Here is a 12379-nt window from a genome sequence, read left to right as displayed (position 1 = left end):
AATTAATAGCCGGCCCAGAAAAAGTTTAGATTATCAGACGCCGAAAGAAGCCTTTTCACTTGAAAATATGAGTGGTGCACTTGGAACTTGAATTCGGGTTTGTTTTTAGGAAAAAATGGGACAGGCACATTTTGTAGGCTGATAAACTGTACAGTCATGGTTAGTAGCATTGACGCCATGTATTTCTTATAAACGTCCCAATAACTAGGAAAAACTGTCGAGTTACATTTGTTTTTAGGAATAAATTTCAAGTAGGAATATTTTCATCTCAATAAACAAATGAAAGTTCAGAGCCGAAGAGAGGGGTTTAGCTAAATTATTAACCGACCCCCTTATACCAATTTACATCGTTTTTAGCAGCATGAACTCTTAATACTGTTTCAGAGCCTGCAAAATTCCCATAACGCGTTCCATAGTTTTGTACCCTATCCAACCAAGTCGTCACTTCAATTTTCATTGATGCGAGTACATGGGGCACATCTTTTGACATGTAACCTTTCTCTTTAGAGTGAATATAACGGCCCGTCCAATCAACTAGCTTGAGGTAACCTAATAACGAAAATGGTAATGTGTGCTCTTGCTCTCTACCACCAAACGGTTTTAGTGATGTGGGTTGTTTGATGTGAGGCTCTGTTTCATTTTGATCTGGCTTTTTGACGTTTGCTTTACTGCTTTGGAATTGCTTTATTCGCTCTTGAATTGATGTAAAGTCGCTATCCTCTAGCTTGTTTGCCATATTCGCTCGAATTGGGTTTAAATCCACATACGCCATGCAACTAAGCAGTGCTGTTTCATCTAACAAAGCTTGTGATTTATATCGTCCTTCCCAGTATTTACCCGTGCAGTTGTCTTCCTTGTTTGCTTCCCTTGCAATGTATTCATTGAGGTTTTTCATAAACCAACTGATGTCATACAGCCTTGCGCGCCATTTTTCAATCAGCTCAGATTTAAGCAGTTCCTCCACCTCACTCAGAGTGTCACCGAGTAAGCTCCTATCAACAATTGGGCTGCCTTTGTATAACTTGTACCACCTCGATATCACTTCATCACCTGACCAACTTAGTGCTTGCTGCCTATTCACTTTAACAACCAAATGATAGTGATTGCTCATGATGGCGTAAGCTGCTATTTCTATCGAAAATACACTACTGAGCAACTTTATACGCTCTACCAACCACATTCGTCTATGGTCAAAATTTTTGCCTGTGTACTTATCTTCCCCACACAAAAAAGCACGACGTACACACCGTGCTATTAAGTGATAGTAAGACGTTGACGACAAATCTATTAATCCCTTCCTTGCTCTTGTCATTCCCTTAAGCTCAATTTTTAACTGGATATTTAAACAGTAGTAAAGAAACCTAGTTTAAGCAATGAATTTGTGTCTGTCCCATAATTTCACCATAATTTCAATCATAAGACGTCGAAGACAAATTTATCAGTGCTTTCAGTGCTCTTGTCATTTCTATTCAAATCCATTTAAGTACTGGATATTTAACCAGAAATGAAATGCAAGGTTTAAGCAATAATTTGTGTCTGTCGACGGTGATCTTTATTTTAATTTTGGGAATTTTAACAGCAGTCGCCCCACCAAATTCTGCGGATTTAGCTCTAAACCTGATAATTCTGATGAGCTGTCTCAATAGTTCGGTACTTCTTAGAATACTTTCCTATAACATTGTCTTTAGCCACACAAATAAACAGGGCAGACGTAGTTAACGTACGATAGAACTGACAAGTTTCTTTGTAATAACCTGTAATATACTTTTTTTTTGATTTAACTAACCTAACACTTGTTAATGAATAACTAGCGCATTAACACAAATTTACATCATGTACTTTATTCAAATACGCTTTCGACGACGCAAATAGAACGCGTTAATTAAACTACGCAACTTTGTAAAGTAACACTAATAAAAGGATTCAATCATGAGCAATAAAAATTGGAGTGCACCACAGTCATTGGACTTTATACCTACTGGAAGATTGGTGACGTTTACTGCTATGCACCAAGCAGCCTATGAGCAATATATTCAAATAACAGACGAAAATGGCAAGCCTATTACTTTTCAAACGTTATCAGGAAGTAACTGTGAATTTCCAATACACGGGCAAGGACAGACAGTAGGCTTTTTCGAAAATGGTACTGGTAAATTTACAATGAGAAAAGGGCTTCAAATCCAATTCGCAAACTCCGGCTCACACGTTTCACTTGTCGCTGTAGCAAATCCAAACCTATTTTTTATCAACGGTAAAACCTTTGGCGGCGGTACTTTATATGTCACAGAAGATGGCGGTGGGACAGACTATAACGACACAAGCTTTGTACTGCAATGGTTCGAATTTGAAGGATAATTTGCATTGTTAGGAAAATAATTGTTAAAGCTCATAGAGGGCGTAAAGGACTTTAGCTTATGTTATCACCACAGCAAAAAATAATGACAGTGTATATATTCACTGCCATTGTTATCACAACGATTTTAATTAGTCAGCAAGCTTATGCAAAAGCTGATTTTCCTGGCGGTATGCCAATCACCGCAACTGATTTAACACAAATACCGGTCCAGCTCCCGATTGCTCCCCCTAAATATGACCCTGAAAACCCGATAGAACACAAAGAATTTGCACGATTTGCTTGGCGGCAGTTTATTTACTTAAATGCTCCAGCCAAACAAAACGGGTTATCTGGGAGCGGGGTGTCACCAGTGGTTAGAGGGACGGTTTCGGACAATCAAGGTTTTATTTTTTCGGGTAAGCCAAACTTTTACCGCTCTGGAAAAACGTCAACAAGTAATTTAAGCAAGCATGTAACGGTATGGGAAAGTTATGCGCATAGATCTGAGTTATTCCCAAAGCAGAGCACACCAAAAGGTGATTTTCAAACACTTGCACCTCAATATTTTTTTAAAAATGCGACGGTTACTACACACCAAGCGAGATTTAATAACTTAGATGAAAACTCGCAGATAGGACAGAATAAGATCTTTTTCCCTGCAAATGGCAGCACACCTGCGGAAAACCCTTACGATGACCATGAAGTGCTGTTTCAAGCTAAAGTGAATCAAGTTGAATATGACTATATAAAATCTTTGAAAGGAAAAGCCCCTAATGACTTCAATTTGCCGCCAAATGAATTACCAAACTTCGCAAACAAAGAAACTATAGAAATAAAAGCTGCATGGAGAGAACTTTCTCAAACGATGATTGACTCTGGCCGCTACCATACCGCAGAGGCGCTATACTATCGGTGTCATCTCATGGTCGGTGATGAATGTGAACAAGCTAGCGCAACGAGTGGCACCTTTGGTTTGGTCGGGTTGCATATCATTAGAAAAATGAAGCACTATGAGGCGTTTATTTACACTACATTTGAGCATGTCGACAACTTAGTAAAGGCGGATGGTAGTAGTCCTTCGGGATTATACTTTATAACCAATTACAATCAGCTTGATTATGGTGACAAGAAAGGTGATCAAGCAAAACCACACGCAGTAATTAACAATGGTGTGAACCGTATTCTAGTTCCTTTACCTACAGAAGGTGAAGTAAAAGCTGATCATGGATATGACTTTATACCAGGTAAATTTACATTACCAAGTGAATATAATCGAGGGCCAATCAAAGTTGAACAACCCCCTACCATAACTAAGGCGGTAGTCGAGGTTAATAAGGAAGTGCACCAAGCCATGAAGGAGTCAGGGAAATTTGGCGACTCTGTTTGGCAATATTATCGCTTGAAAGGCGTACAGCCTTTGCCTACCAATGAAGATACTGGGTTAACAAGTCCTGAAAAGCCACTTACTCAGGATTACTTCTTAGCTAATAATATCATTGAAAGTAGTCAATCTGGGTTACAGTTATTTAAAGGTCGTGCGCCTGCGATTATAGATAATACTTTAGCTAACAATAAAGCACCTTGCCCGAATGCACCCATTGGATCTAAGTGCCTATTAAACCAAAGAGAACTGCCTAATATCACCAATGTACCGGAGTTGTCGAACCACTTTGTCATGGGTGGGTGTATGGGATGTCACGGTAGAGCCACTTACACAACATCTAATAACAAAGACAAGCCGCGTAGCATTTTTAGTTTCCTCATTTCAGAGAAAAACTTAACAGGTCAAGGTGGGTTTAACGCCGACGCTTTAGATGAGAGCACGAAAAAAATGCTTGAAAAGTCAAAGGAATATATGGGAATTGAAAATAACTAACGATCAAGTACATTAACAAGGCTGTTATAGAAGCAGCCTTGTTGTTACGAGTATTATAAGTTTTGTATTTACGCCCCTTCTAAATTAAAATTAGTGCAAAAATCTGGCACTTCTTAACTCCTAAGATGTAATTGGTCGCACATTTACAATAGCAGAAGCTGAGAAGTGCCTATGTCTATCTTGTTTTTATATGTGGTGCACTTGTATGTTGAATTCTGGGTTTTAATTTTTTGAGACCTTACAATTAACCTCTCTATGTATATTTAATAGCGCATTTGGACCGCGGAAATAATTACTTAACGTAAATAATAGCGGGCCTTGAGCGAGCCCTTTATCAAAATTATTAGCATGATCTATGCACTTGATTTTACATCTTGCGCATTATCTCTGTTTTTTGATGTTAAGACCTTCAGTCGTTTATTTCACACTTAGCTTTGGCCTGTGTTTAAAGCGTTTAGGGTCACTTATTATTTATGCTCAGGTTGTTCCTCAAGTTGTATCGATATGATTCAGTCACATTTAAACGTGTACTCAACACGTTCTTTTTTATACATATAATTTTGCACGTTCACTTTTTGACCACTTTATATGCCATGTATTTACAACTTTCAAGATTACTTTATTGTAAATAATGTTATTGACATGGGGTTTTATGGTTGATAAAAGTTAAATAGATTTACGGAAAATAGGAAAAGGAAAATGTTTAAAAAAACCGCTAAATACTTAACGACATGTTTGGCTTCGGCTGCCGTTTTATGGACTGGCATCTCTAGCGCTGAAGTACAACATGAAGAACTTCTCACCCCAACAATCTCTGTTTCAACTGAGCAAATATCACCCAGTAATGTAGAAGGTCCAATTACAATTAGTGGTGGTGCTTGGGTAAGCAGTGGTACAGCACCAACTATCAGAAATTCAGGCTTGTTATACACATTAAACTTACCAGTGGTGGGTTCTGTGCCCTTCGGATCTAAGATCAATGTTGTAAACTATTCTTGGGGCTTTTCAAAAGTTCCTCCTGGTATGATTGTGTATCTTTGTTGGAATTCAACTTCGGCGTGCGTCGATGTTACGTCGAGCAAATCAGGTAGATTAACGAACTTTGCTGGTTTAGATGCAAATAAAAAGTTCATTTTTGCCTACGGCGTGCGTGGTAATGGCAGTGTAATTTCTCCGCCAGCATATGGACAAAGAAGCCAAGTTATCGTTAATTACGATTGATAAAATATTTGGGCCTTCTTGATAAGGCCCAATTCCATTCCTTCATGCATATTGGTCTACACTTAACATCCCTGATTTAGCTTGATAGTCCATTGGAAGAGACTTGTTAAAGGAGATAATTTCTTTAAATATCTCTGCATCTGATGCGCCTTCCCCCTTCATCCTATTAAATATTTCGATTCGCTGCTCTGTCACCTGCGCTGCAACTTTATCAAATTTAACTGAGCGATCTGCCCAATTTTTAAATGCGGCCGGATCTGTAAGAGGGGGTGCTTCGTTTAAGTTGACCATCATTTTATTGGGGATAAATGTGATTGCTTCGGCCATTTCCTCTGCAAATTTAGGGTCATCTTCTACTTTTTTTGTGAATGTGTCCCAACCATGATTTATCTGTGACGAGTGAGTATCTTGTGTGTCATGTGTTGAGGGAGAAGCCGTGTTTTGAGTTTTGGCTGATGAATATTGTGATGAGTAACTTGATACGTTTTGGGGGTTAGTGTTTAAAATCATGACTTATCTCCTTATGTCTTAAGATAAGCGATGCAAACTTTAAGCCAGCATTTAGACGCACTTATTTATTGAAAACACTAGGTTGAAATGGCAATAAGGTTGTATTTTTTTGAAATTTAATGCCGCCTCATGGGCGTGTTTTTGCCGCTTTTTAATCGATAAAGCACAGTTAAGAGGAATAATTTAGTTTGCTTAGCGTCTGACCCACCGACCCTTTAACACTAAAGTGAATCTGGTGGTGAGCTTTAACCTATTTTTTGGATAAATATTGTGTCTGGATAAGATTGGTTGGGAGCCTATGATAAACCCGTGATTGTTTTCGCGAATACACGGCCGCATCTAATAAAGTGTGGAGCTCGAACTCTTGAGACTGCAATAAAAACGGTGTAACTGTCTGTTATTAATACCGTGTTGGTATAGACAAGCAGATAATGAACAAGAAAGAATCAGCTAGATGCTTACTAAAGTGACCGCTGAGTCAGCCCTCAATGCTGAGCGGGATGAGCATCTGGGTTATCGTAAAAATAGTAAATCCACTTCTCGAAACAGCCGAAATGGCTACGCCAATAAAACCATTGTTACTGAAGATGGCGCTATTGATATAGAGGCTCCGAGGGACCGCCTCAGCACCTTTGAGCCTCCGTTGGTGAAGAAACAACAAACCCGTTTTACCAGCATGGGTGACAAAATCCCCAGCCTTAATGCAAAGGCAGGAAATCGTAAAAACCTTCAATGAGATGTACGATGTGGACGTTTCTCCATCGCTCATTATTCGTGTAACAGATGCCGTTATCGCTAACGTAGTTAGCTTCCAAAGATACTGCTGCATTTGCAGGCAATAAAGCGAACAGCGCACAACTATACGCTGTTCATTCAACGCCTTTTCCTATTTTCATACTGCTAAAATCTGCCCTTACCATTTATTGGACAAAATTTATCTTTAATTGAGTTTACTGTGCGCCCATAACGTATATAGCTTGTGCAATTGGACACAGTTAATATGAAATGGGCACGATTTGGTAGGTAAAAGAGAACAAAGAAAAGTAAAGGACAGGCATTTTTTGGGCTGTCAATAAAGTGATAGTCATTGTAGGCGGCACATCGGGTATAGGCCGCCAAATTGTAGAACAATTACAAGCAATAAATTTGTGTCTGTCCCCTATTGCACCCTGTTGCTCTGTCCCCTATTGCTCCGCTATTGCACCCTGTTGCAACCTTTTTCACCTTTTGCATTAACTTCAGGCTATACTAGCCCTTTTTTGCTGGTATTTTTATTATCTGTCCCCTCAATCTTATTTTAGACCGGTATCATGCTTATTTGCCTAAACTTTGCCGTTCAAAAATGTCCCATTTTATGTACAATACCCAGTCTTATATCGCTTAGGAAAATAGCTAGAATGCGACATTTCAATAAAACAGCACTTACAGTTCTAATGACCTCTATTCTATCAGGATGTGGAGGGGGGTCTGATTCCAGCAATGCTGGCTCAAATACAAATCAAACACAACAAGTAGAAAACACAGTAAGTGATTTGTTGCGCAACCCAGAAGGTGCGAGTAAATCTGAATTAAAAAATACGATCAAAAAGCTAATTTCCACGAGATATACCGGCAACGAGGCAGATGCTGCATTAACAGGCTCCTTGGTCAAGCAAACATTCAAGCACTTGTTTGATTCTACTGTCGACTCTTTGGCTGGTACTAACTTTGACAACATCAGTACCCAGACCAATTCCAATGGAATTATACGCGGTAGCGCTAACTGTTATATCTCTGGAACTAGCAGCTTCGTCGGTAAACTAGATGAACAGGGTAAAGGCCATATCGTTGTCGATTACACCAATTGTAAAAATTACGAAAATACACCTACGTTGTCAGGTTCAATAACAACCGTTGTTACCGCGTTTGCAAACACTGGCTACGATATATCTTTTTACTTTAATAAACTAACTGGCGAAAGCGATGATAAAAAGCAAACGTTGTCAGGTTATTTTACGACACAAAGTAGCAACGTTAACAATTCAAGTAACCAAACTTTAACCCTAGAACACAACATGCTTTTCGAACAGGCTGATGGAAAACAGTTCATTTCATCATTCTCTGCAACATCAACGGAAGAAAACGGGTTTGTCGACAACTTAACAACTCAAGGGTCAATTACATATAGTGAAGAAGGTAAAGTACAGTTTAAAACTAGCCCACTGATAGGTAGAGCGCCATATTTCTCTGAAGGCAGCATCGAATTTACAGGTGCTTCACAACGAGTAGAGTTGCTTTTTTCGGAGCCGTTAACAACCTACTATTTGGATAGAGATAATGATGGAACTCATGATGAAGGCACTTACTTTAGAGACTTCTATTCAATTTTTTTAGACCCTTCATTGGCAATAAAGACCACATCGATTGACAATATGTCCTTGCCTCCGCTTGTTCATACACCCCATTTCACGCAAGACCGCTATGACACGACAACCCCAATTACTGTCCAAAGTGGCAGTTATGAAGATCCTGATACAGAACTAAATGAATTAGAGATTGGCTTCCGCTGGTACATAAATGGTGATGTAATTGAAAATCAATCTTCTGATACGCTGCCAGCTGGCATCGCAAAATCCGGTGACTCAGTTACCGTTGCAATGCTAGTTTCCGATGGTGCTAACCAAACTTTAAGCAACAAAGCACTTGCATATATTGAAGATGCACCTATATCAGTCAGTACTGTAGAAATGCCTGCATTTGCTACCCCCGGCGATGTTGTAACATTTACCGCATTAGAATTAGACCCAGACACACCGGAAACCGCAAAACCTGCAAAGTTAGTTTCTGCGCCTAATGGAGTTACTATTGACGAAAATGGTACCATAACCTGGGTAGTGCCAACCGACAGTATGTTCTCTTCACAAACATACTATTTCAATTTTGAAATTCCCGATCCGAGTTCAACTGAGAACCAAAGCACTACAACTGAGTATTCAATTACAGTTAATGGCGGTGGCAATTTACCTCTTGCTCGCTCAGGCACACATACGCCAATACAGGGTAATAATATTACTATTGGTGACTTCGATGGTGATGGCAACAATGAAGTTTTAACAACAGATAACCTCGACCGTATCATGTTATTGTCTCATCAATCTGAAGATTTTGAACAAACTTGGCTGTATCCCTATAAAATGCCAACACAAGGTACGATCCAACAAGTCATTGCATATGACTCTAACCATGACGGCAAACCAGAAATTTATGTCCTGACAAAAAACGGTCTTAGCGTAATTGAGGACTTAAATTCAGAAGCTAAAGCGCTGCTTTCATTTGAGGACGTAGCTAAATCGGCAGCAATTGCAGATACAAACGGCGATGGACAACCTGAGTTCGCAGTAATTCACGGCGAAGAATATAATGACGATAGTAGTCATCTATCTGTCTACTCCCAATCAGATTTAAATGCGCCTATATTTAACGCTTCACTGCCAAAAATGAACATGCTCGAATTTGGCAATGTTGATTCGGACAACAATCTTGAACTCATCATCAACAATGGTGTTGTATATGATTCGAAAAACTGGGAAAACCAGTGGTTGCACTCAGGATCATTTGGCTCAACCCTGTTAGAACTAGGTGACCTTGATGGTGATGGTGTGCAAGAGATTGTTGGCTCTGACTGGGAATTTGTGCGAGTTTACTCTGCACTCACAAACTCCCAGTTAGGTGAATTGAAGTCTTCCGACATATGCTCTATAAACACGCATAATATTGACACTGACAAACACGATGAATTGTTAATTGGCCCTTGTCAGTGGGGAAACATCGAGGTGTATAATATTGATGAAACAGGAACCTTTTCCAGTGCCCAGACAATATTCAACCAAGAAACGAACACCAAGTCAATTCATGTAGGCGATAGTGATAATGATGGCAGTTTGGAGGTATTGTGGAGTAGTAATTCGAATTCGAGCGCCAATAATATTTTGTCAGTAGCAGATGTAAATGCAAACGGCATCGAAACTCGTACTGACCTTGTATCACCATATCTGAGTAATTATGTACCAGCTGGATGGAATCAAAAAAATGAGTCTATTTTTTATGCCGCATATCAAGCAGGTAACTTAAGCGACCGAGGCTCCATAATAAGCATGGATAGTTCAGGTGACTATTCAACTAAAGAGCTCGATAGCTTTGAGTACTGGAACAATAGAATGGCTCAAGTAGCCAGCTTCAATGACAATGGCCTAGATCAAGTACTTATCTCAACCTCCGATAGCTATGATACCGGTTTAAGTATTTTTGATTTCGAAACAAGCAGTATTTCTTATCAACTACCTGTTGATAGCGAATCAACTCTAAGTGCAATTGAAACGATAGACGCAGATGGTGATAACGTATCTGATGCCCTGTACAGTGTGGGTACCAATTTCACTGTCGTTGATGTATTCAACCAAAACTTGATCGCAACCTATGCGCTTGACCAGCAACTTCATGATTTTAGTGCAAACTACAGCAACGGACTTTCAGTCGTGCTCTCTGATTCTAGTCTACAAGTTATTGAACTCGACAATGGTAGCTTCTTTAGCACTGCTTCTTACCCCATAGAATGCCTTCAAGTTGAGTACTTTAACTACGATAGTGATGAAAACAAAGAAATTATCTGTTTAGGGCACGGCTCTTATAACTTCACATATAATCTTCAAATCTCTATTTTTAAGGAAAATAATGGCACTCTTGAGCTCGTCCATGAACAAGCCGCACCATTGAACACTACGGCAATAGCAATTTCACCTACCAGCACAACCAGTCAGAATATCATCTACGTTACGAGTTATAACTCTTGGTATGGTGATTCAAAATCACAAATCATATATGCAGATTCAAAGGGCAACAAGCTTTGGGCAAGCCCTGAACTCATTGGGTCGACCAGCAAACATAAGCTCAAGACCAGAATGAGTGAAGATGGCAAACTACAACTACTGTTTTCAACCACCTCTGCAATGTTTCAGCTCAATTAATCAATTATAGCCCCCGCAAGGGGGCTTACACTGCGACAGCGAATTTACTATATATTAGTCAACTTTCACTTACCAAGTTTGGCGGAACGTGATGAGGTTGTTGGAGCCAAAAAACACTAAATTAATGTCTTTCCCAAGTTATTTTCATTCCAAGTTATTACCATTTTTGTCTGCCTTACGCTGTTTTTATCGCCTTCAAATGCGGAACTAAACGCTTGGCTACAATTGGTGAGGTATGGACCAAGCCTATTGGTTTCCCCTTGATACATTTGTCATATTTTTAATTCGGCTAATGCTTTAATTTTTTCATTATGAAGCTGATACCTGATCTGATATTTGGTACTGAGCTTTGATTTAAAAAGAAAGCTCAATAAACCACCAAAAGTCTCTTCTTGGGTTAACTTACAGCTATTTTCTGAAACTTCCGTTAATGTAAATTTTCTAGTGCCATTAAGTAGCACTTCAGTAAAAGGAAAAGAACCTGTCCACTCTAAATACTGCTCATCAATAGTTTTAACTTTTCTTAAATTAAACCAAACTGAAACGCCTGCCATTTGAGTATACAACTTCTGAGGAAGACCTTCAGATGTGACAACTCGCACACTATTAGCATGCCAAACATTCCATTTTGAAAAATTTGAAATAATGCTCCAAACCTTACTCGGTTTGGCACTTATATCCGTTTCTACTTTGACATCTGGCTGTTCCATTGAACATCCTTTAATTATAATACAGCTGTAAAAAGCTTAAAAAATCGGGCTAAACGCGGACACGGACACAGTCTGCTGTATTGCGTCCGATTTACCAGCCTAGTAACAGGCCTCACCTTCATTTCGTTTTTATCTTTCATGTTTAAAATCCATGGAAGTAAACTTTATATTTTTGTTTATTATACTTTTCTCAATCGCGTCTACTATTTCATTGTGAGAAGCTGAAAATACTTTAGTTGGGATGGTGTATGCATGAAGACGCTTAACAATTCTCCCTAGTAAGCCTTTGTTAGCCCACCATGTATTATCTATTTTTCTTCGCCGAATATTAATACAAACCTCATTCATACGAGCTTTTCCATATTTATTCCCATATGTAATATTAGTTCTACTGTTAATTGAAGAGATATTATCAAATGGTATTTCCCCGATTTAAAATGGAGATGATGTATCGGTGATCCCTGCCTCTGAAATCGTTAGTCCTTTAACAGGTTTGAGCAAAAAGGCCAATAGTGTCAGAATAAAAGCTCCAATAAAAACTGAGACAGGGGCAAAAAACAAGTACGCAAAAATAGTATGGTGTCTATCAGTTCTGCTATCAAGTTCACTAAATGGTGTGCTTAAAATCCCGAATTCAAGTTCCAAGTGCACCACTCATATTTTCAAGTGAAAAGGCTTCTTTCGGCGTCTGATAATCTAAACTTTTTCTGGGCCGGCTATTAAT

General features: G+C 39.1%; 7 protein-coding genes and 1 pseudogene. 5 read left to right on the top strand and 3 right to left on the bottom strand.

What is annotated here, in order from left to right; translation table 11 throughout:
• Positions 1-319 precede the first annotated feature (319 nt).
• The gene (locus MHN81_RS27815; protein ID WP_239427359.1) at positions 320-1312 is read right to left on the bottom strand and encodes a transposase; all 993 of its coding nucleotides are present in this window, start codon (positions 1310-1312) and stop codon (positions 320-322) included.
• Between the two features lie 617 nt (positions 1313-1929).
• Between MHN81_RS27815 and MHN81_RS27810 the strand changes: the two genes are divergently transcribed.
• From MHN81_RS27810 to MHN81_RS27800, 3 genes are all read left to right on the top strand, one after another.
• A complete protein-coding gene (locus MHN81_RS27810; protein WP_239427358.1) occupies positions 1930-2355 on the top strand; it encodes a hypothetical protein in 426 nt (141 codons plus the stop codon).
• Positions 2356-2438: 83 nt separating this feature from the next.
• Entirely contained in the window at positions 2439-4211 is a 1773-nt protein-coding gene (locus MHN81_RS27805; protein WP_155250746.1) for a hypothetical protein, read from the top strand.
• Between the two features lie 699 nt (positions 4212-4910).
• Positions 4911-5432 carry a flagellar protein FlhE gene (locus tag MHN81_RS27800; RefSeq protein ID WP_239427357.1) on the top strand — a complete coding sequence of 174 codons (522 nt, stop codon included), beginning with the start codon at positions 4911-4913 and terminating at the stop codon, positions 5430-5432.
• A 42-nt stretch (positions 5433-5474) separates the two neighbouring features.
• Here the strand turns inward: MHN81_RS27800 and MHN81_RS27795 are convergent, their stop codons facing one another.
• Positions 5475-5942 (bottom strand): hypothetical protein, encoded by a 468-nt coding sequence (locus MHN81_RS27795; RefSeq protein WP_023398812.1) that lies wholly within the window; start codon positions 5940-5942, stop codon positions 5475-5477.
• A gap of 448 nt (positions 5943-6390) precedes the next feature.
• On the opposite strand from MHN81_RS27795, the pseudogene MHN81_RS27790 reads away from it, so the two are divergent.
• Together MHN81_RS27790 and MHN81_RS27785 are read left to right on the top strand one after the other, a co-directional pair.
• Positions 6391-6733, top strand: a pseudogene (locus tag MHN81_RS27790) (transposase); the annotation flags it as partial.
• Positions 6734-7339: 606 nt separating this feature from the next.
• Positions 7340-10945, top strand: a complete 3606-nt coding sequence (locus MHN81_RS27785) for a VCBS repeat-containing protein (RefSeq protein WP_023398814.1) — start codon at positions 7340-7342, stop codon at positions 10943-10945.
• Positions 10946-11217: 272 nt separating this feature from the next.
• Here MHN81_RS27785 and MHN81_RS27780 read toward each other — a convergent pair whose 3' ends face one another.
• Entirely contained in the window at positions 11218-11655 is a 438-nt protein-coding gene (locus MHN81_RS27780; protein ID WP_023398815.1) for an SRPBCC domain-containing protein, read from the bottom strand.
• Positions 11656-12379 lie beyond the last annotated feature (724 nt).

Source organism: Pseudoalteromonas sp. Of7M-16, from assembly GCF_022347805.1.
GTDB lineage: Bacteria > Pseudomonadota > Gammaproteobacteria > Enterobacterales > Alteromonadaceae > Pseudoalteromonas > Pseudoalteromonas luteoviolacea_F.
Note: the sequence above shows the minus strand (reverse complement) of the source record. Positions and strands in the feature narration are given on the sequence as shown.

Bases quoted from the DNA above. Each gene is read 5' to 3' on its own strand.
- MHN81_RS27815 (WP_239427359.1), bottom strand. From the start codon at position 1,312: ATGACAAGAGCAAGGAAGGGATTAATAGATTTGTCGTCAACGTCTTAC.
- MHN81_RS27810 (WP_239427358.1), top strand. From the start codon at position 1,930: ATGAGCAATAAAAATTGGAGTGCACCACAGTCATTGGACTTTATACCT.
- MHN81_RS27805 (WP_155250746.1), top strand. From the start codon at position 2,439: ATGACAGTGTATATATTCACTGCCATTGTTATCACAACGATTTTAATT.
- MHN81_RS27800 (WP_239427357.1), top strand. From the start codon at position 4,911: ATGTTTAAAAAAACCGCTAAATACTTAACGACATGTTTGGCTTCGGCT.
- MHN81_RS27795 (WP_023398812.1), bottom strand. From the start codon at position 5,942: ATGATTTTAAACACTAACCCCCAAAACGTATCAAGTTACTCATCACAA.
- MHN81_RS27785 (WP_023398814.1), top strand. From the start codon at position 7,340: ATGCGACATTTCAATAAAACAGCACTTACAGTTCTAATGACCTCTATT.
- MHN81_RS27780 (WP_023398815.1), bottom strand. From the start codon at position 11,655: ATGGAACAGCCAGATGTCAAAGTAGAAACGGATATAAGTGCCAAACCG.